This window comes from Pseudomonas sp. LF020, assembly GCF_053456425.1.
Genome location: NZ_JBRFIX010000016.1, coordinates 37,809 through 58,566 on the forward strand (window position 1 = coordinate 37,809; position 20,758 = coordinate 58,566).

The following is a 20,758-nucleotide window of genomic DNA, read 5'->3' on the forward strand; positions in this document are numbered from 1 at the left end:
TGTAATGTTCACAAAATAGTGCTCGACGCAAAGCACCGTGGGAGCTGGCTTGCCAGCGATGGCAATTATCTGAAAAACACATCTCAACGCTTGTCGAACTTGTCCGGCAACGGCGCAAACAGCGCTTCAATATCATCGCTCTGCAGTTTCCAGTCACCGGCCTTGCGCCCATCCAGCACGCCTGCCGCCAGGTCGGATTTTTCCTTCTGCAGGTGCTGAATCTTCTCTTCCACCGTGCCCCGGGCAATCATCTTGTAGACGAACACCGGTTTTTCCTGGCCGATTCGATAGGCGCGGTCGGTTGCCTGGTTCTCGGTCGCCGGGTTCCACCACGGATCGTAATGGATCACCGTATCCGCTTCGGTCAGGTTCAAGCCGACGCCGCCGGCCTTCAGGCTGATCAGAAAAATCTGACGTTTGCCGCTCTGGAATTCCTTCACTGGCGTGCGCCGATCGCGGGTCTGGCCAGTCAACAAGGCGTAGGCCACGTTGCGTTTCTTCAGTTCGTCCTCGATCAGTGACAGCATCGAGGTGAACTGCGAGAACAGCAGAATTCGCCGACCTTCTTCGAACAACTCTTCGAGCATTTCCATCAGGCTGTCCAGCTTGCCCGAGGTGCTGCCGCGGGCGGGCAGGGTAGCGTCGTTGACCAGGCGCAGGTCGCAGCAGACCTGACGCAACTTGAGCAAGGCTTCAAGAATGATGATCTGGCTACGCGCCACGCCTTTGCGAGTAATTTCGTCGCGGACTTTCTTGTCCATCGCCAGGCGCATGGTCTCGTACACGTCGCGCTGGGCTTCGTTGAGATCGACCCAGTGGATGATCTCGGTCTTGGGCGGCAGTTCGGTGGCCACTTGTTCTTTGGTGCGGCGCAGCAGAAACGGCTTTATCCGTCCATTGAGGTGCTGCAGCCTGACCTCGCTGGCGCGTTTTTCGATCGGCACGCGGTAGTCGGCATTGAAGCTTTTGACATCGCCCAGCCAGCCCGGCAGCAGAAAGTGGAACAACGACCACAATTCGCCAAGGTGGTTTTCCAGCGGTGTACCGCTCAGACACAGACGCTGGCGCGCGTTGAGTTCGCGAGCGGCCTGTGCGGCCTTGCTGTTGGGGTTCTTGATGTACTGGGCTTCGTCGAGCACCAGAACGTGCAAGGGCTGTTGTGCCAGCCGTTCGACGTCCTTGGGCAGCAGTGCATACGTGGTCAGGATCAGGTCGAAGTCGGCCAGATGCTCGAAATGCTTTTTGCGGCCGGCACCGTACAGCGCGACCACTTTCAGTTGCGGCGTGAAGTGCGCAGCTTCGTCGAGCCAGTTCGGGATCAGGCTGGTAGGCATCACCACCATGCATGGCCGATCCAGGCGCCCGGCGTTTTTCTCGCTGAGAATATGCGCCAAGGTCTGTAGGGTTTTACCCAGGCCCATGTCGTCCGCCAGGATCCCGCCGACCTCAAGCTGACGCAGGGACTGCATCCAGCTCAAGCCTTCGAGCTGATAGGGACGCAGCGTCGCGTTCAAGCCCTTCGGCGCCTGTGCACTGTAGTCGCGGATGTCGCGCAGGCGTTGAGCGAAACTGCGGATCTGTTCGCCACCTTCCCACAACAAGGGAAGGCCTTCCAGCGAGTTGAGCCGCGTAGCGTCGGCCTTGCTCAGGCGCAGGGTGGTTTCGCCCGGCTCCTGCAAGTAGAACTCGCCCAGCGTCGTCAGTACCGGTTTCAGCCGGCCAAGGGGCAACGCCACTTGCAGCGGCCCGTGCTCACTGTTGCGCTGTGGAATATTGACCAGAATCAGCTCGTCATCGCGTCGCCGTGCCAGGCGTTCCGGGTTGAGGATTTCCGCGTGCGAGCGCATCAGGTTGAGCAGGATCGGCAGCAGGCTCAGCCGTTCGCCATTGACGATGATCCCCAGTTCCAGATCGAACCAGTCGCGCTCCGGCGCCTGTTCGACGGTGGCGTACCAGTCGTCGACGGCAGTCAGGTCGAAGCCGAATTCCTCGTCGATCTGCAATTCCCAGCCTTGGGTACGCAGCTTCGGCAATTCATTGAGGGTGAACGTCAGCCACGCGCTGTCGTTGACCATTTCGTACAGCTCGCCGGCGCTTTCTGGCAGCGCTTTGCTCTGGCGCGTGGCGATACGAAAGCCGAGGATTCTTAACTGTTCGCGGTAGGACTGTTCCACCTCAGGGTGGCGTTTTATCCGCAGGGTCTGGGTTTCCTGACGGATCAGGATGTCGCTGTTTTTCTGCCCGCTGACGTATTCATCCAGATAGCTGAACGACAGCGCCGCGCGATGCTGGATGTAGCGCTGCATCTTGCCGTTGCGTGGTTCGAATGCGCTGAACTCGACGCTGGCCAGCCACAAGCGCGGTAGTGGCTGCACGTTGTCCACCAGCACTTGCGGCGGCGCCTTGGGGCTGCGGTTCTCCAATACGGCCTGGAGTTTTTCCAGCAGTTCGGCGTCTTTTGCGGCGGCAGGGTATTCGAGGGTTTCCTGCACTTGCAGGAGTACTGCAGCGCAGTGTTTGCAGTTGTTGCGCACCGGGCAGGTGCAGGTAGCGTCAACCAGCAGCAGGGTGCCTTTGGCTGACTCGCGCAAGTGAATGGTCTGACGGTAGACATTACCGCCAGAGCCTTCGCAACTGGCGGTGATGGTCGCATCGCCCACCTGCGCGATGCGTACCCGGTTCTCCAGGGCGTAGCGGCGGCCACGCTCCAGGCTCTGTTCCTTGAATCGGCTGACCCAGGAGGGTGCCAACGGTTTACTCAGGGGCGGGGACATAAGGACTTCGATCAGTCCGGAATCGCTTCAGGGGCTTGCCGAGGGGCGGGCGCCGTCAGGGACGTGATTTTGATCAGCAGGGCCAGGTGGCCATTGTCGAGATAGTTGAGCTGGCCATTCTTGGTGTGGCTGTCCTGCTTCAGGCGTTCGCTGGCGGTGACCATGCCGTTGGCGTCGATCTGGTTGACCCAAAAGTCGGCGTTCACGTCGGTGAAGCGCCCGAGTTTCATTTCCAGGGTGCCCTCGATCGGGAACTGACCGAACTGTTCCTTGCCGTCACTGACGGCGACCTTGGTCGGCGCTTCGCCGAGGGTTTGCTGCCAGGCCTTGTGCATCAGCACGCTGTAATCACCGCTGGCGCTGAGTTTGCTGGCAACGTCGCCGAGCGCAGGTGTGCGCAAGCTGTCATCACTCAGGCGTTGAGCTCCGGCGGCCCAGTCTTCCGGGGCGGCACGGCTGACGATCGCCGGCACGGCGTTCTGGCGCACCAGAATCATTTCGACCTGATACAGGTCGTCGGCAAACGCCATCGGTGCTACGAAAGTGAGTAGCAAAGTCAGTGAGCGAAACAGGCGCATGCGGCGTCCTTCAAACAGTTTTCGGGAGGAGGCGCTCGAACAGCGCCTCTACAGTATTAAAGCGCTCTTCCGGGCGTTCCATCGGCACCTGGAACTTGAACATCGTGGCGCCTTCGAATTTGTAGCGTTTTGGCTGAGTCTGGATCAGCTTGATCAGGGTCATCGGGTCGACCGGCGTCTGCGCGGCGAACTCGATGCGTCCACCTTGCGGGCCTCCGTCGACTTTCTTGATGCCCAGTTGCTCGGCCTGCAACTTCAGTGCAGTGATGCGCACCAGATTCTTGGTCGGCTCCGGCAGCAGGCCGAAACGATCGATCATCTCCACTTGCAGATCCTTCAGGCCTTCCTCGTCGGTGGCCGAAGCGATGCGCTTGTACAGAATCAGGCGGGCGTGAACATCCGGCAGATAGTCTTCCGGAATCAGTGCCGGCACGCGCAGATTGACCTCCGGGCCACCGCCGAGCGGTTGGTCAAGGTTCGGTTGTTCGCCCTTGCGGATCGACTTCACTGCGCGCTCGAGCATTTCCATATACAGCGTGAAGCCTACGGCCTGAATCTGCCCACTCTGGCCGTCGCCCAGCAGTTCGCCGGCGCCACGGATTTCCAGATCGTTGGTCGCCAGGACGAAACCGGCACCGAGGTCCTGAGTGTTGGCAATCGCTTCCAGACGCTTTTCCGCATCGGAAGTGATTTGCTGGCGCGGCGGCGTCAACAGGTAGGCGTAAGCCTGGTGGTGACTGCGACCGACACGTCCGCGCAACTGGTGCAATTGCGCCAGACCGAACTTGTCGGCGCGCTCGATGATGATGGTGTTGGCGCTCGGCACGTCGATGCCGGTCTCGATGATGGTCGAGGCGATCAGCACGTTGAAGCGCTTGTGGTAGAAGTCGCTCATCACCTGTTCGAGTTCGCGCTCGCGCATCTGCCCGTGACCGATGCCGATTCGTGCTTCCGGCACCAGTTCGGCGAGATCCGCCGCGCATTTCTCGATGGTTTTGACGTCGTTGTGCAGGTAGTACACCTGACCGCCACGCAGCAGTTCACGCAGCAGGGCCTCTTTGACCGTGCTCTTGTTCTGCTCCATGACGAAGGTGCGCACCGACAGGCGTCGAGCCGGAGGCGTGGCGATGATCGACAGATCGCGCATGCCCGACACCGCCATGTTCAGCGTGCGCGGAATCGGCGTGGCGGTCAGCGTGAGAATGTCGACTTCGCTGCGCAGGGCCTTGAGCTGTTCTTTTTGCCGCACACCAAAACGGTGTTCTTCATCGATGATGACAAGGCCAAGGTTTTTGATTTTCACGTCGTCGGACAGCAGTTTGTGCGTACCGATGACGATGTCGATCTTGCCTTCCGCCAGATCGGCAATCGCCGCATTCACTTCCTTGGCCGATTTGAAGCGGCTCATCACTTCCACGGTCACCGGCCAGTCGGCGAAGCGGTCGCGGAAGCTGTTGTAGTGTTGCTGGGCGAGCAGGGTGGTCGGCACCAGAATCGCCACCTGACGCCCGCCGTGCACGGCGATGAATGCGGCACGCATCGCCACTTCGGTCTTGCCGAAACCGACGTCGCCGCAGACCAGACGATCCATCGGCTTCGGCGCGAGCATGTCTTCGCGCACGGCTTCGATGGTCGCTTGCTGGTCCGGGGTTTCTTCGAACGGGAAACCGGCGCTGAAGGTTGCGTAATCGGCTTTCGGGTCGGCAAACGCATAGCCTTCGCGAGCGGCGCGACGGGCATAGATGTCGAGCAATTCAGCGGCGACATCGCGCACCTGTTCGGCGGCCTTGCGCTTGGCTTTCTGCCAGGTCTCGGAGCCGAGGCGGTGCAGCGGCGCCAGCGAATCATCGCTGCCGGTGTAACGGGCGATCAAGTGCAGGTTGGCCACCGGCACGTAGAGCTTGGCGTTCTCTGCATATTCCAGGGTGAGGAATTCCGCCGCCTGATTATCGATTTCCAGAATCGTCAGGCCCAGATAACGTCCGACCCCGTGATCGATGTGCACCACCGGCGCGCCTTCGCGCAGCTCGGTGAGGTTTTTGATCACTGCATCGTTGTTGGCGTCGGCGCGTTTTTCCCGGCGCCGGCGCTGCATGACGCGCTGACCGAACAGCGGGCTCTCCGCCACCAGCGCCAGCGCCGGGTCATCGAGCATCAAGCCTTCGTCGAGCGGGGCGATGGTGATCGCCAGACGATCCTTGCTGCTGACAAAGTCCGGCCAGCTGTCGACGGTTCTCGGCCGCAGCTTCAGACGTTCCAGCAGCTCCAGCAGGACTTCACGCCGGCCCGCGGATTCGGCGGTGAACAGCACGCGCCCGGGGAATTCGTCGAGAAATGCCGAAAGCGCTGCCAGCGGTTGCGTGGCCTTGGCTTCGATTGCCAGATTCGGCAGCGCTTGCGCCGGGAAGCGTTCGCGGCCGGCGCCGGCTTCGACGTCCTGCTGACTGGCGACTACCCGAGGCCAGCTCTTGAGGCGGGCGAAGCAATCTTCCACCGGCAGGAACAATTCGGCGGGAGGCAATAAAGGACGCGATGGATCGACACGGCGCTCTTCGTAGCGATTGCGCACGTCGTTCCAGAAATTTTCTGCCGCTTGTTCGATACCAGGCAACGAGAACACCTGGGTGTCCTGCGGCAAGTAATCGAACAGTGTCGAGGTTTCATCGAAGAACAGCGGCAGGTAGTACTCGATGCCGGCCGGCGTGATGCCGCTGCTCAGGTCCTGAAAGATCGGGCAGCGTCGGAAGTCGACATCGAAGCGTTCGCGAAACCGCGCCTTGAAGCGGGTGACCGCATCTTTCTGCAGCGGGAACTCGCGGGCCGGCAGCAGCTTGACCGATTCGACCTTGTCGATGGAGCGCTGGTTTTCCGGGTCGAAGGTGCGCAGGGTCTCGATTTCGTCGTCGAACAGGTCGATGCGATACGGCAATTTGCTGCCCATCGGGAACAGGTCGATCAGTGCGCCGCGCACGGTGAACTCGCCGTGCTCGTATACGGTGTCGACGTAACGATAACCGCTGGCTTCCAAGCGCGAGCGCATCTGTTCGACATCGAGCTTCTGTCCGACATCCAGCACCAGACTGCTGCCGAGCAGGAACTTGGTCGGCGCCAGGCGGTGCAGGGCGGTGGTGATTGGCACCACCAGCACGCCGTGCGCCAGTTCCGGCAGCCTATAAAGACTGGCGATGCGCTGGGAAATGATGTCCTGGTGCGGCGAGAACAAATCGTACGGCAGGGTTTCCCAGTCGGGAAAATGCAGCACGGGCAAATCCGGGGCGAAGAAACTCAGCTCCTGTTCCAGCCGTTCGGCACTCTGGCTGTCGGCGGTCAGTAGCAGGGTGAAGCGCTTGGCAGCGCTGGCAGCCTCGGCAATCGCGAGGCTGAGGGCAGCACCGGGCAGGTTGCCCCAATGCTGTTTACCTGCCGCGGCAGGGAGAAGCGGTAGACGCAGAACGGGCACGGAAGGTTGAGCTCCAGGCTTTGCGACAAAGTCGGTAATTGTAGCGGCGTCCGGTGCCGGCTGTCAGTTGCAGACTGCGTCTATCTTCGCTGTTTGCGCAAAATGTAGTGGTAACCATAAAAACGAGCACTTTTTTCAGGGTTATGTAGTGCCGAAATTGGTTGGTGTTACGGAGGGTTACAGACATCGTCTAACAGTCGTCGAAAAATTGACTGCGCTGAAAGCCCCGGTTTTACTGGGCTGGCGCGGGGCGTGATTTTTTTGAACGGAATTTTGTTACCGATTGCGCGACAAGCGCGCATTGCTACAAGAGGTTCTCGGCGGCATAATGTAGCCCCTTTTTTCTGCCCCTACATGTGGAAGGTTCCCGTGACTCAGAAGCCCGACCAGTGTCTTGGTGAATGGATCGACCGTGAAGCACTCGCAGAAGCGATGATTCCGCTTATCGGTCAGCTCTACCGCAATAACAACGTGGTGAGCTCGATCTATGGCCGCAGCCTGATCAACCAGTCTGTCATCGCGATTCTCAAAGCGCACCGCTTTGCTCGCCACCGTTCCTCCGACGATAGCGAACTCTCCGTCCACGAAACATTCCCTCTGCTGAAAGCCATGAGCGAGCTCAAGCTCGGCGCGGCTTCGGTAGACCTGGGCAAGTTGGCGTTCAAATTCCGCAGCGAAGGCAATGGCCGCAGCGCCGAGCAGTTCGTGCGTGAAGAACTGGCTGACGTGGTTGGTCAGCAAAACGCTTCGGCCCGTAAAGGCACTGACGTTGTGCTGTACGGCTTCGGTCGTATCGGCCGTCTGCTGGCGCGCATCCTGATCGAGAAAACCGGTGGTGGCGACGGTCTGCGTCTGCGTGCCATCGTCGTGCGCAAAGGCGCCGAAAACGATCTGACCAAACGCGCCAGCCTGCTGCGTCGCGATTCGGTACACGGTCCGTTCAACGGCACCATCGTCATCGACGAAGAAAACAACACCATCACCGCCAACGGTAACCTGATCCAGGTGATCTACGCGAAGAACCCGACCGAGGTGGATTACACCCAGTACGGCATCAAAGACGCGCTGCTGGTGGACAACACCGGTGTATGGCGTGACGCCGATGGCCTGGGTCAGCACCTGCAATGCCCGGGTGTCGCTCGCGTTGTTCTGACCGCGCCTGGCAAAGGCAAGCTGAAGAACATCGTTCACGGGATCAACCACAACGAAATCACCGCTGACGACAAGATCGTGTCCGCCGCTTCCTGCACCACCAACGCCATCGTGCCGGTGCTGAAGGCTGTGAACGACAAGTTCGGGATCATCAACGGTCACGTCGAAACCGTTCACTCGTACACCAACGACCAGAACCTGATCGACAACTTCCACAAGGGCGATCGCCGTGGCCGTAGCGCCGCGCTGAACATGGTGATCACCGAGACCGGTGCTGCCACCGCTGCTGCCAAGGCCCTGCCTGAGCTGGTCGGCAAGCTGACCGGTAACGCGATCCGCGTTCCGACGCCAAACGTGTCGATGGCCATTCTCAACCTGAACCTTGAGAAAGCCGCCAGCCGTGAAGAGATGAACGAGTACCTGCGCTACATGGCGCTGCACTCCGATCTGCACAAGCAAATCGACTTCGTCAACTCGCAGGAAGTGGTGTCCACCGACTTCGTGGGTTCGCGTCACGCCGGTGTGGTCGACGCTGAAGCGACCATCGTTCAGGACAACCGCGTTGTTCTGTACGTCTGGTACGACAACGAGTTCGGCTACAGCTGCCAGGTGGTTCGCGTGATGGAAGACATGGCCGGTGTAAACCCGCCAGCGTTCCCGCGCTAAGCCTTGGCTGCAAATGAAAACGCCCCGACTTTGGTCGGGGCGTTTTTTTATGCCTGCTGAATCTCAATTGCCTGTACCGGCCTTATCGCTGGCAAGCCAGCTCCCACAGGTTGTGGGGAGGTCGCACGATTGCGGTCACATCCTGAAATCCCTGTGGGAGCTGGCTTGCCAGCGATGGCGTCCTATCGGGCGCCACCTGCCACAGCCGCTTGCGCAGTCCGCAGTTCATGCTTGTTACCCCGGAACAGCACCAACGTTGCAATCAGCCCCAGCACCGCCGCACCGCTGAGCCAGATCCCCGGCGCGGCCTTGTTATCCAGCACATGAATCAGGTAAGTACAGGCCGCTGGCGTAAAACCGCCAAAGGTCGCCGTCGCCAGGCTATAGGCCAGCGAGAACCCGGTGGTGCGCACTTCCACCGGCATGATTTCGGTGAGCGCTACGACCATCGCGCCGTTGTACGAACCGTACAGGAACGACAGCCACAGTTCGACGATCAGCAAATGGCTGAAACTCGGGTTCGCCACCAGCCACGAAAGCGCCGGGTAGGCGGTCAGGATCGCCAGAATGGTCGCCGCCAGCAGTAGGGGTTTACGCCCGATCTTGTCGGACACCGCGCCCATCACTGGCAGCCAGAAGAAGTTCGACAGACCGATGCACACGGTCACCAGCAGCGCGTCGAAATCCGACAGATGCAGTTCAGCCTTGCCGAAGGTCGGGGTGTAGGCAGTGATCAGGTAGAACGACACCGTGGTCATCACCACCAGCGCCATGCCGGCGATGACGATGCCAAAGTTCTGACCGATCGAGCGGACGATTTCGCGCAGGGTAGGGCGATGTTTGCGCGCCTGGAATTCCGGGGTTTCCTCCAGCGAGCGACGAATGATGAAGATCACCGGAACGATCATGCAGCCGATCAGGAACGGCACGCGCCAGCCCCAGTCACCCATCTGTTCCGGGCTCAGCCAGTGGTTGAGACCCACTCCGAGCAGGCCGGCAAACACCACCGCCGCCTGCTGGCTGGCGGACTGCCAACTGACGAAAAAGCCCTTGCGGCCCGGCGTGGCGATTTCCGCCAGATACACCGAAACCCCGCCCAGTTCGACGCCGGCCGAGAAGCCTTGCAGCAAGCGACCGAACAGCACGATCAACGGCGCGGCGACACCCAGGGTGGCGTAGCCCGGCACGCAGGCGATCAGGATCGTACCGGCGGCCATCAGCGCAAGGGTAATGATCAGGCCCTGGCGACGACCGTGACGGTCAATGTAGGCGCCAAGGAAAATCGCCCCCAGCGGACGCATCAGGAAGCCGGCGCCGAAGGTCGCGAGCGAGAGCATCAGAGACGCGAAGGCGCTGTCGGCCGGGAAGAAGGTTTTGGCGATGGCCGTGGCGTAGAAGCCATAGACCATAAAGTCGAACATCTCGAGAAAATTGCCGCTGACAACGCGAAAAATCGCTTTGCCTTTGCCCGTGGTGGAGGACATTGGTTCGTACTCTCTGTTGGCTGTCTTATTGGAAATCCCTGATCTAGACACGTCCTCGCCGTCACGCGGCAAACTCAGGCAGTACCCGTGAACAGTTTTGTAACCATATGTGTATAAAGATCGTTAGGCAACAACTGGTTAGGGCGCTGCTTAAACGATATAGCCATTACCAGGGCCAGCATCTGGCTATCAACCGAATGAAAACCTGTAGGAGCTGCGGCACGCTGCGATCTTTTGATCTTGCTTCCAAAGATCAAAGGCAAAGATCGCAGCCTCGTTTCACTCGGCAGCTCCTGCAGGTTCTGGCGCATAATCTTCAGCTTTGTGTGGGGAGTAGGGGATTTGTCTAAAGGGAGGCTGATTGGCCTTTTGCTGCTGGCGGGCAGCTTGTCCGGCTGCGGCAACGGCGACTCCATGGAAAGCTTCGGCGGCCCGACCATGGGCAGCACCTATTCGATCAAGTACGTGCGCCACGCCGGTCTTCCCGAAGCTGCGCAGGTCCAACTTGAAGTTGAAAGAATCCTCAGCGACGTCGATCAGCAGATGTCGACCTATCGCAATGACTCCGACATTGAGCGCTTCAATGCTCTGCCAGCGAACAGCTGCCAGACCATGCCTGCTGCCGTGCTCGAATTGGTCCGTGTCGGCGAACAGCTGTCGGAGCAAAGCGACGGTTCCTACGACCTGACCGTCGAACCGCTGATGAACCTGTGGGGGTTCGGCCCGCAAGGGCGTGAAGAGAAAGTCCCCGACCCCGCCGCGCTGGCCGAAACCCTGCAGCGAGTCGGCTACCGCCATTTGCATATCGACGGCGACCGCTTGTGCAAGGACTCCGCTGTCGAAGTTGACTTCAACAGCATCGCCGCCGGTTACGCGGTCGACACCATCGCCGCCCGGCTCGAAACCATGGGCATCCATGACTATCTCGCCGAAGCCACCGGTGAACTGAAGGCCAAAGGCAAGAAGCTCGACGGCTCGGCATGGCGCATTGCGCTGGAGGAGCCGCGTGACGATCAACAGGTGGCCGAACGGATCATTCAGGTCGATGGCTACGGCGTGTCCACCTCCGGTGATTACCGTAACTATTTCCTGCAGGATGGCCGGCGTTATTCCCACACCTTCGATGCGCGTAGCGGGGCGCCGGTCCTACACAGCCTGGCGTCAGTTACGGTGATTCATCCTTCAGCGTTGATGGCCGATGGACTATCGACGCTGTTGCTGATTCTCGGGCCTGAACGGGCTTGGGACTATGCCGAAAAACATGACATTGGTGCATTCTTCGTGATTCGTGCCGATACAGGTTTTGTAATCCGCACCAGTGCGGCTTTCGAGCGCCTCAGTGGCGCAAAGATTGACTGAAAACAGTACGAAAGCTGGCGTTGTAGTGCAGGCAAAAGTAGCCTACGACGCGACCAAGGGTTAATGTGCGCGGCGTTGACGCTTCTATAGACTGTGTCCGGGTTCTTTACTGACCCCCAATTGTTCCTTCGCGCCGCGATTCGGCGTGATTTAGCCGCTGGTGCTGCTGGCACCGCGGCCTGTTCTGAGGAGTACGCATGGCTGTCTACAACTACGACGTGGTGGTGTTGGGTTCCGGCCCGGCGGGAGAAGGCGCGGCAATGAACGCCGCCAAAGCAGGGCGCAAGGTGGCGATGGTCGACAGCCGTCGCCAGGTCGGCGGCAACTGCACCCATCTTGGAACCATCCCGTCCAAGGCCCTGCGTCACTCGGTGCGGCAGATCATGCAGTTCAACACCAACCCGATGTTTCGGGCGATCGGCGAGCCGCGCTGGTTCTCCTTCCCGGACGTGTTGAAGAGCGCCGAGAAAGTCATCTCCAAGCAAGTCGCTTCGCGCACCGGCTACTACGCCCGTAATCGCGTCGACGTGTTCTTCGGCACCGGCAGCTTCGCCGACGAGCAAACCATCGAAGTGGTCTGCGCCAACGGCGTGGTCGAGAAACTGGTGGCCAAGCACATCATTATCGCCACCGGTTCGCGCCCGTATCGCCCGGCGGACATCGATTTCAATCACCCGCGCATCTACGATAGCGACACCATCCTCAGCCTCGGTCACACCCCGCGCAAACTGATCGTTTACGGCGCCGGTGTAATCGGCTGTGAATACGCTTCGATCTTCAGCGGTCTGGGTGTATTGGTTGAACTGGTGGACAACCGCGGTCAGTTGCTGAGTTTCCTCGACTCGGAAATCTCCCAGGCGTTGAGCTATCACTTCAGCAACAACAACATCACCGTGCGCCACAACGAAGATTACGATCGCGTTGAAGGCGTCGATAACGGTGTGATCCTGCACCTCAAATCCGGCAAGAAGATCAAGGCCGACGCCTTGCTCTGGTGCAACGGCCGTACCGGCAACACCGACCAGCTCGGTCTGGAAAACATCGGGGTCAAGGTCAACAGCCGTGGCCAGATCGAAGTCGACGAGGCTTACCGCACCTGTGTGCCAAACATCTACGGCGCCGGTGACGTGATCGGCTGGCCGAGCCTGGCCAGTGCCGCCCACGACCAGGGTCGTTCGGCGGCTGGCAGCATTGTCGATAACGGTAGCTGGCGCTTTGTGAATGACGTGCCGACCGGCATCTACACCATTCCGGAGATCAGCTCGATCGGCAAGAACGAGCAGGAGCTGACCCAGGCCAAGGTGCCGTACGAAGTCGGCAAGGCGTTCTTCAAGAGCATGGCGCGTGCGCAGATCGCCGGCGAGCCGCAAGGCATGCTGAAGATCCTGTTCCACCGTGAAACCCTGGAAGTGCTGGGCGTTCACTGCTTCGGTTATCAGGCGTCGGAGATCGTGCACATCGGTCAGGCGATCATGAGCCAGCCGGGCGAGTTGAATACGCTGAAGTACTTCGTCAACACCACGTTCAACTACCCGACCATGGCCGAAGCCTATCGGGTAGCGGCGTACGACGGCCTCAACCGGCTTTTTTGACGGGCTCCGGCCGGTGGCCTGAGCCGGCCGGGGAGACCGATTTCAGCAATTCTCGAGGGTGGCAGTGGCCAAACCGGGAAAGTCTGTAATCAGGCTGTCAACGCCGAAGTCGGCGAGTCTGCGCATCAGCGCAGGCTCGTTGACGGTCCACACCGACACATGCAGCCCCTGACGCTGCGCCTTCTGCAGGCGTTCCGGCGTACAAAGCGTCCAGTTCAAAGCCAGAATCTCGCAGCCATAGCTGGCGGCGACCTTCAATGGGTCGAGCCAGGCGTATTCGGCGACCAGTCCACGCGACACGTCCGGCACCAGATCCAGCGCCGCTTTCAGCACTTCCCGCGAACTCGAAGTAATGGTGACCTTGTCCAGCAGGCCATGACGCTGGGCCATTTCGCGGATCGCCAGCACGGTGGTCGCCGCACGGGTGCGCGAGGCACTTTTGACTTCGAGCTGCCAGTGCTCGAAATCGCATTTCTCGAACAGTTCTTCCAGCGTCGGAATCGGGCACGGCTTGATCCAGCCCGGGCCGCCCTTGCGCGCGTCGTAGGTCACCAGTTCGGCGGCGGTGTGCTCGACCACCTTGCCGCGCCGGTCGGTGGTGCGCTTGAGGGTCGGGTCGTGGATCACCATCAGCTCGCCGTCCTTGGACAGGTGCAGATCCAGTTCGCAACGGCGTACGCCGTGCTTGAGACATTCCTGAAAACTGGTCAGGGTATTTTCCGGTGCTTCGCCCTTGGCGCCGCGGTGGCCGTAGATGAGGGTCACGGTGCTTCCTTAATTTAAATGCCGGATTCGTTCTGTTCACGGGCCAGGCGTCGTTCCTGGGCCTGTTTCTGCAAGATATAGCGGGCGAGCAACTGGCGCTGGGCGTCGGTCAAGTGTTCGAACTCGGTGCCGACGTCGTAGCCGTCGCCCTTGCGGTCGCAATGGGTGACGCGGGCGCGCAGCAGCAGGCCGAGCGCCTGGGGCATCAGCACCAGTTTCACCGACAGGTGGGCGCCAGTGGCAATCGGGGTCGGGTGCTGAAAGTCGATCCCGCCTTCGGAGATGATCACCGGTTGTGGCTCGCCGATATGGCCGAGCACGGTCAGGGCGACCACCTGGCTGAGCAGGTCGATGCGTTTGTTCTGCGATTTGAGGAACGCGGCAATGGCCCGGTCGCGTTCGCTGATCTGGCGCAACAGGTGCTGCGACTCGAATTCGCTCAGGTGCAGTTCGCTGAGCAGGTTGAACAGTGGAGAAGCATCCTGCAACACTTCCTGGCCTGCGGCTTCGGGAGCGGACAGGGGCCGAATTTCCAGTGCGATCATGTCCTCGATACGGTAGTATTCGCGGCGATCTTCTTCATCTAATGTCGACATGGCGAACCCATGGTAGCGGCGGTGGTCTGAGTGTAAAGCTGGTTATCGACCCCCGCCACAAGGACGTTCCTTTTCCCTCCGAACAAGCCCCGACATGTTCAGACCTCTCTTCGTATTTATCGGCACGCGTTATACCCGTGCAAAGCGTCGCAATCATTTTGTGTCATTCATTTCCCTGACTTCGATGATCGGGCTCGCCCTTGGCGTGGTCGTGATGATCGTGGTGCTCTCGGTGATGAACGGCTTCGATCATGAGATGCGCACCCGCGTGCTGGGCATGGTGCCCCACGCGACTCTTGAAACCGGCGAACCGATCAACGATTGGCAGAGCCTGGCGACCAAGGTCAAGCAGAATCCGCAGGTGACGGCCGTTGCGCCGTTCACCCAGATGCAGGGTTTGCTGACCAACAACGGTCAGGTGTCCAAGGTGTTGCTCAACGCCATCGACCCCGCGCTCGAGCGCAATGTGTCGATCATCGACAACTTCATGAAGCAGGGCAAACTCGACGATTTGACGCCGGGCAGCTTCGGCATCGTCATCGGCGACAAGGCCGCGACCAAGCTCGGCGTGGGCCTGGGTGACAAAGTCACCTTCGTCGCGCCGGAGGTCAGCGTGACCCCGGCCGGGATGTTCCCGCGCATGAAGCGCTTTACCGTGGTCGGCATCTTCCATGTCGGCGCCGGTGAGCTGGACGGCTATCTGGGTGTCACCAACCTGCAGGATCTGGCGAAAATGCACCGCTGGAAGCCTGATCAGGTGCAGGGCATCCGGTTGAAGTTCGATGATCTGTTCCAGGCACCGCGCGTGGCCTGGACCATCGCCCAGCAGCTGGGCGAAGACCATTACTACGCCCGCGACTGGACCCGCACCCACGGCAACCTGTATCAGGCGATCCGCATGGAAAAAGCCATGATCGGCCTGCTGTTGCTGCTGATCGTCGCGGTGGCTGCGTTCAACATCATTTCCACGCTGGTGATGGTGGTGAATGACAAGAAGAGCGACATCGCCATTCTGCGCACCCTCGGCGCCACACCGGGGACGATCATGCGCACGTTCATGGTGCAGGGCACCGTGATTGGCGTGGTCGGTACGGCGATTGGTGCGGTGCTCGGTATTCTCGCTGCGCTCAACGTCAGTGCGGCGATTTCCGCCCTCGAAGGGCTGATCGGCCACAAGTTCCTCAACGCCGACGTGTATTTCATCGATTACCTGCCATCGCAGGTGCAGAGCCAGGACGTGGTCATGGTCTGCGCCGCTGCGTTGGTCCTGAGTTTCCTCGCCACCCTGTATCCCGCCTGGCGTGCTGCGCGCACCCAGCCGGCGGAGGCGCTACGTTATGAGTGAGTCGGGCATGAGTGATAAAGCAATCTTGAGCTGCCGTAACCTGGGCAAATCCTACGAGGAAGGCCCGGAGTCGGTGCAAGTGCTGGCCGGTCTGCAACTGGAGTTGCACCCGGGCGAGCGAGTGGCGATCGTCGGCAAGTCCGGTTCGGGCAAGAGTACCTTGCTCAACCTGCTGGGCGGCCTCGACACCCCAACCCAGGGCAGCGTCTGGCTCGACGGCGAAGAACTGTCGGCGCTGAGCGAGAAGAAGCGTGGCCTGCTGCGTAACCGCGCTCTCGGGTTCGTGTACCAGTTCCATCACTTGCTGCCGGAATTCACCGCGCTGGAAAACGTCTGCATGCCGCTGCTGATCGGCAAGACCGCGATTCCGGAAGCACGGCAGCGCGCTACCGCGTTGCTGGAGCGTGTTGGTCTGGGCCATCGTCTGGAGCACAAACCGGCCGAGCTGTCCGGCGGCGAACGCCAACGTGTGGCCATCGCCCGGGCGCTGGTGAACAATCCGGGCCTGGTGATGCTCGACGAGCCAACCGGTAACCTTGATTCGCACACCGCCGAAGGCATTCAGGACTTGATGCTGGAACTCAGCACTTCGATGCGCACGGCGTTCCTGGTGGTGACTCACGACATGAACCTGGCCCGCCAGATGGACCGCGTCCTGCAATTGCAAGAAGGTTGCCTGACTCCAATCGCTTGAGAGCTACTGCGCTCGGAAATACTGCGTTAAAAACAGGCTCGGAATGCTCATTTACAGCCAGTAGACTCCGCTTCCTCGCCTGTTTTTGCCTTGTCTTTCCTTCGCTCGCTACGCTCTCAAGCGATTGGCCGCTTTTTTAAGCTTGATTTTTTATACGGTGCCCCAGCGAATGTTCAGACCGTTATCGATCTTTATCGGCACGCGCTATACCCGCGCCAAGCGCCGCAATCGCTTTGTTTCGTTCATCTCGATGACTTCGATGATCGGGCTCGCCCTCGGCGTGCTGGCGATGATCGTGGTGCTGTCGGTGATGAACGGCTTCCAGCGCGAAATGAGCTCGCGCATCCTCGGTATGGTGCCGCACGCGACCATCGTTGGCGTCAAGCCGATCGATGACTGGCAGCCGGTGGCCGCCGCCGCGCTGAAAAATCCCGAAGTGACCGCCGCCGTGCCGTTCACCGAGATGGAAGGCATGCTGTCCTACAAGGGTTTGATGCAGCCGATTCAGATCAGCGGCGTCGATCCGGCCCAGGAAGGCAAGGTGTCGATCGTTGCCCAGCATATTGTGCAGGGGCGTCTCGATGACCTGAAGCCGGGCGAGTTCGGCGTGGTGATCGGTGAAATCACCGCGCGCCGCTTCCGTCTCAACGTCGGCGACAAGATCACCCTGATCGTCCCGGAAGTCAGCACCGCACCGGGTGGCATCACTCCGCGCATGCAGCGCCTGAACGTGGTCGGTGTGTTCAAGGTCGGCGCCGAATTGGATGGCTCGATGGGCCTGATCCACGTGGCCGATGCCGCGACCATGCAGCACTGGCAGCCGAATCAGGTGCAGAGCGTGCGCCTGGCGGTGAAGGATCTGTACGCCGCGCCGAAAGTCTCCGCGGACATCGCTGCCGGCCTCGGTGCCGACTTCAAGGCTGACGACTGGACCCACACCCAGGGCAGCCTGTTCAGCGCGATGAAAATGGAAAAAACCATGATCGGCCTGCTGTTGCTGATGATCGTTGCCGTGGCGGCGTTCAACATCATCGCCACGCTGATCATGGTGGTGAACGACAAAGGCGCGGACATCGCGATCCTGCGCACCATCGGCGCCACGCCACGGCAGATCATGGCGATCTTCATGGTGCAGGGCACGGTGATCGGCATTGTCGGCACCTTGATTGGCGGCGTGCTCGGCGTGATCGCGGCGCTGAACGTCAGTGAAATGGTCGGCTGGGTTGAGCGCGTTACCGGGCAGCATATCTTCAGCTCTGACGTTTATTTCGTCAGCAACCTGCCTTCGGAATTGCAGGGCGGGGATGTGCTGTTGATCTGCTCGGCGGGCTTTATTCTGAGCTTCCTGGCGACGGTGTATCCGGCGTTGCGGGCGGCGAAGATCGAGCCGGCTCACGCGTTGAGATATTCGTAAGCTCTGAAATCGCCATCGCGGGCAAGCCCGCTCCCACAGGTACTGAGTTGAGTCACCATTATGTGAACGACGCAAAACACTGTGGGAGCGAGCTTGCTCGCGAAGGGGCCGGACCTGCTGGCCTCAACCCCCCTTGGGCAACTCGATCACAAACCGCGTCCACCCCGCAGCCGATTCGCAATGAATCTGCCCGCCATGCGCCCGCACGATCGATTGCGTAATCGCCAGCCCCAACCCCGCATGCTCACTGCTGCCTTCCTGCCGCGCCGGATCCGCCCGATAGAACCGGTCAAACAGCCGTGGCAACAGTTCAGCCGAAATGCCTTCGCCACTGTTTTCCACCGACACCTGCACTGCTTGGGGCTGATCGACGATTGACACGCGCACGCTGCCTGACGCCGGGGTAAAGCGCAGCGCGTTATCCAGCAGATTCGACAAGGCCCGGCGCAGCATGCTGCGGTCGCCCTCTATGCGCGCATGACCTTCGCGGCTCAGCGTCACCCCGGCGTCCTCGGCCAGTGGCGCGAAAAACTCCAGCAACACATCGCTCTCGTCCGCCAGCTCCAGCGTCTCACGCTTGGGCATCAGCAACCCATGGTCAGCCTTGGCCAGATAAAGCATGTCGTTGACCAGTTGTGCCATCCATTGCAGTTCTTCGAGGTTGCTGTGCAGGGCTTCGCGGTAATCCTCGATCGGGCGTGGGCGGGTGAGGGTGACTTGGGTATGGGTCAGCAGGTTCGACAGCGGTGTGCGCAGTTCATGGGCGATGTCGGCCGAGAACGCCGACAGCCGTTGAAACGAGTCGTCGAGGCGTCCGAGCATGGCGTTGAAGCTGTGGGCCATTTCCGCAAGTTCTGGCGGCATTTGCGCTTGCGGCAGTCGGGCGTTGAGCGAATGCGCGGAAATCCCACGGGCGACTGCACTCATTCGCCGTAGCGGCCGCAAACCGCTGCGTGCGGCCCAGGCGCCGAGCAGCGCGGTGGCCAGCGCTGACAGGCCGACGGTCAGCCAGATAAGATGCTGCATGCGTTGCAGGAAGTGCTGGTGGTGGGTGATGTCCAGCAGCAGTGTCAGTTGCGGCGAATCGGATTGGTCTGGATCGAGCGGGGCGTTGAGCACGCGGTAGTCGGCGCCGTCATGGCTGATGGTCGACAGGCCCGGCTGTTGCGGCAAGTCCTGCGGCAAATTGATCGAGCTGTCGTACCAGCGCTGGCCGTCACTGCCAGTAATGCGCAGTGCCAGGTCGGCCTGACGGCTCAGCTCATCCGCCAGCCGCGCCTCTCGCTGAGCGGGTTGCACATCCTGCAAGGCCCGGCGCAAACCGATCAACTTGCCGTCGAGCAATTGCTGATCGAGCTCAATGAAGTGCGCCTCGCTGGCGCGGCTGAACAGCACCCCGGCGAACAGCGAGACCACAGCGGTGCAGGCGGCGAACAGCAGCGCCAGACGAGAGCTCAGCGACAGACGACGCATCAGGCAGGGCGCTCTTCAAGCACGTAACCCATGCCGCGCACGGTGTGAATCAGTTTGTCGGGGAAGTCATCGTCGATCTTCAGGCGCAGACGCCGGATCGCCACTTCGATCACGTTGGTGTCACTGTCGAAATTCATGTCCCAGACCTGCGAGGCAATCAACGATTTGGGCAACACTTCACCCTGGCGGCGCAGGAGCATTTCCAGCAGGGCGAATTCCTTGGCGGTGAGGTCGATGCGCTGGCCACTGCGTTCGACCCGACGGCGAATCAGGTCCAGACGCAGGTCGGCCAGTTGCAGGCTGGTTTCCTGGGGCAGGGCGCTGCCACGGCGCAACAGGCTGCGCACCCGGGCCAGCAACTCGGAGAAGGCGAACGGTTTGACCAGATAGTCGTCGGCGCCGAGTTCGAGACCGTGCACCCGGTCTTCCACGGCATCCTTGGCGGTGAGAAACAGTACCGGCGTGTCGAGGTCGGCACTGCGCACCGCGTGCAGAATCTGCCAGCCACTGCGCCCGGGCAGCATCACGTCGAGAATCAGCAGCGCATAATCACCGCTCAAGGCCAGTTGCTGACCGCTGTCGCCGTCGGCCACCAGTTCGGTGTTGAACCCGGCCTCGGTCAGGCCCTGGCGCAGATAGTGGCCGGTTTTCGGTTGGTCTTCGACGATCAGCAGTTTCATGGGCGGCTCGGTGATAAAAACAAAGGCGTTATACCGTGGGCGCTGGCGACAGGCGCCAACCTGACAAAGTTGTAATCTGACTGTCAGGTCGCTGCCAGCGCAGGCGGGCTAGAGTTTCCCACAGGCTGAACCTTATCTTGTTGGAGTATGACTATGTTTTTGCGCAACCCTCTGGCCGTCGCCGCCTGTTTGCTGGCGCTGAGTTCACCTGTCTGGGCCGCGCCCGCGCACACGTATAATTTCGGCCAGCCGGCGCCTGCAGCCAAGGCCTCCCGCAGCATCGAGGTGGTGCTGAACGACATGTCGTTCGACCCGAAAGCCATTCAGGTCAAGGCCGGTGAGACCGTTCGCTTTGTGCTGGTGAATAAAGGCCAGTTGCTGCACGAATTCAACCTCGGCGACGCGGCGATGCATGCCAGACACCAGCAGGAAATGTTGCAAATGCAGCAAAGCGGCATGCTAACGCCTACCGGCATGAAAGAAATGTCCCACGATATGGCGGGCATGGATCACGTCAGCATGGGCCACGGCATGAAGCACGACGACCCCAACAGCGTGCTGGTCGAGCCGGGCAAGACCGCCGAGTTGACCTGGACCTTCAGCAAGGCCACCAGCCTGGAATTCGCCTGCAATATTCCCGGTCACTACCAGGCGGGCATGGTCGGCAAACTGACTGTCAGTCAGTAAGCACTCAAAGGCGGGCGCAAAGGCTGATAGAATCCGCTG

At 60.5% G+C, this 20,758-nt stretch carries 16 protein-coding genes; 7 read left to right on the forward strand and 9 right to left on the reverse strand.

Annotated features, from left to right (window positions below; translation table 11 throughout):
• Positions 1-83: 83 nt before the first annotated feature.
• From ACU680_RS25985 to mfd, 3 genes are read right to left on the reverse strand one after another with little or no spacing between them, the layout of a single operon-like run.
• Positions 84-2,774 carry a DEAD/DEAH box helicase gene (locus tag ACU680_RS25985; protein WP_448180917.1) on the reverse strand — a complete coding sequence of 897 codons (2,691 nt, stop codon included), beginning with the start codon at positions 2,772-2,774 and terminating at the stop codon, positions 84-86.
• Positions 2,775-2,785: 11 nt separating this feature from the next.
• Positions 2,786-3,352 (reverse strand): CsiV family protein, encoded by a 567-nt coding sequence (locus tag ACU680_RS25990; protein WP_448180918.1) that lies wholly within the window; start codon positions 3,350-3,352, stop codon positions 2,786-2,788.
• A gap of 10 nt (positions 3,353-3,362) precedes the next feature.
• Entirely contained in the window at positions 3,363-6,812 is a 3,450-nt protein-coding gene (mfd, locus tag ACU680_RS25995) for a transcription-repair coupling factor (RefSeq protein WP_448180919.1), read from the reverse strand.
• 354 nt (positions 6,813-7,166) lie between these two features.
• On the opposite strand from mfd, the gene ACU680_RS26000 reads away from it, so the two are divergent.
• Positions 7,167-8,630 (forward strand): glyceraldehyde-3-phosphate dehydrogenase, encoded by a 1,464-nt coding sequence (locus ACU680_RS26000; RefSeq protein WP_448180920.1) that lies wholly within the window; start codon positions 7,167-7,169, stop codon positions 8,628-8,630.
• 182 nt (positions 8,631-8,812) lie between these two features.
• On the opposite strand, the gene ACU680_RS26005 is transcribed toward ACU680_RS26000, so the two are convergent.
• Both ACU680_RS26005 and ACU680_RS26010 read right to left on the reverse strand, forming a co-directional pair.
• The gene (locus tag ACU680_RS26005; RefSeq protein WP_108590741.1) at positions 8,813-10,114 is read right to left on the reverse strand and encodes an MFS transporter; all 1,302 of its coding nucleotides are present in this window, start codon (positions 10,112-10,114) and stop codon (positions 8,813-8,815) included.
• Positions 10,115-10,188: 74 nt separating this feature from the next.
• Positions 10,189-10,530, reverse strand: coding sequence for a hypothetical protein (locus ACU680_RS26010; protein ID WP_448180940.1), 342 nt, complete (start codon positions 10,528-10,530; stop codon positions 10,189-10,191).
• Here ACU680_RS26010 and ACU680_RS26015 point away from each other — a divergent pair.
• Both ACU680_RS26015 and sthA read left to right on the forward strand, forming a co-directional pair.
• The gene (locus ACU680_RS26015; RefSeq protein ID WP_448180921.1) at positions 10,457-11,473 is read left to right on the forward strand and encodes an FAD:protein FMN transferase; all 1,017 of its coding nucleotides are present in this window, start codon (positions 10,457-10,459) and stop codon (positions 11,471-11,473) included. The genes ACU680_RS26010 and ACU680_RS26015 overlap by 74 nt on opposite strands.
• A 197-nt stretch (positions 11,474-11,670) precedes the next feature.
• Positions 11,671-13,065: a Si-specific NAD(P)(+) transhydrogenase gene (gene sthA / locus ACU680_RS26020; RefSeq protein ID WP_003226580.1), complete on the forward strand. Its 1,395-nt coding sequence runs from the start codon at positions 11,671-11,673 to the stop codon at positions 13,063-13,065.
• A 42-nt stretch (positions 13,066-13,107) separates the two neighbouring features.
• Here the strand turns inward: sthA and ACU680_RS26025 are convergent, their stop codons facing one another.
• Both ACU680_RS26025 and ACU680_RS26030 read right to left on the reverse strand, forming a co-directional pair.
• Positions 13,108-13,830: a glycerophosphodiester phosphodiesterase gene (locus ACU680_RS26025; RefSeq protein WP_003226579.1), complete on the reverse strand. Its 723-nt coding sequence runs from the start codon at positions 13,828-13,830 to the stop codon at positions 13,108-13,110.
• Positions 13,831-13,844: 14 nt separating this feature from the next.
• Positions 13,845-14,426, reverse strand: coding sequence for a PilZ domain-containing protein (locus ACU680_RS26030; RefSeq protein ID WP_007968195.1), 582 nt, complete (start codon positions 14,424-14,426; stop codon positions 13,845-13,847).
• 94 nt (positions 14,427-14,520) lie between these two features.
• On the opposite strand from ACU680_RS26030, the gene ACU680_RS26035 reads away from it, so the two are divergent.
• The 3 genes from ACU680_RS26035 (at position 14,521) to ACU680_RS26045 (ending at position 17,879) form a co-directional block, all read left to right on the forward strand.
• Positions 14,521-15,771: a lipoprotein-releasing ABC transporter permease subunit gene (locus ACU680_RS26035; protein ID WP_095140043.1), complete on the forward strand. Its 1,251-nt coding sequence runs from the start codon at positions 14,521-14,523 to the stop codon at positions 15,769-15,771.
• Positions 15,772-15,778: 7 nt separating this feature from the next.
• Positions 15,779-16,465, forward strand: a complete 687-nt coding sequence (lolD, locus tag ACU680_RS26040) for a lipoprotein-releasing ABC transporter ATP-binding protein LolD (protein ID WP_448180922.1) — start codon at positions 15,779-15,781, stop codon at positions 16,463-16,465.
• Positions 16,466-16,634: 169 nt separating this feature from the next.
• A complete protein-coding gene (locus ACU680_RS26045) occupies positions 16,635-17,879 on the forward strand; it encodes a lipoprotein-releasing ABC transporter permease subunit (protein WP_448180923.1) in 1,245 nt (414 codons plus the stop codon).
• Positions 17,880-18,002: 123 nt separating this feature from the next.
• Here the strand turns inward: ACU680_RS26045 and ACU680_RS26050 are convergent, their stop codons facing one another.
• Positions 18,003-19,352 carry a heavy metal sensor histidine kinase gene (locus ACU680_RS26050; RefSeq protein ID WP_448180924.1) on the reverse strand — a complete coding sequence of 450 codons (1,350 nt, stop codon included), beginning with the start codon at positions 19,350-19,352 and terminating at the stop codon, positions 18,003-18,005.
• On the reverse strand, positions 19,352-20,032 hold the full coding sequence (locus ACU680_RS26055) for a heavy metal response regulator transcription factor (RefSeq protein ID WP_448180925.1): 681 nt from the start codon (positions 20,030-20,032) through the stop codon (positions 19,352-19,354). Before ACU680_RS26055 ends, ACU680_RS26050 begins: the two co-directional genes overlap by 1 nt.
• A 153-nt stretch (positions 20,033-20,185) precedes the next feature.
• Here ACU680_RS26055 and copI point away from each other — a divergent pair, with 153 nt between their 5' ends.
• Entirely contained in the window at positions 20,186-20,719 is a 534-nt protein-coding gene (gene copI, locus ACU680_RS26060; RefSeq protein ID WP_448180926.1) for a copper-resistant cuproprotein CopI, read from the forward strand.
• Positions 20,720-20,758: the final 39 nt, after the last annotated feature.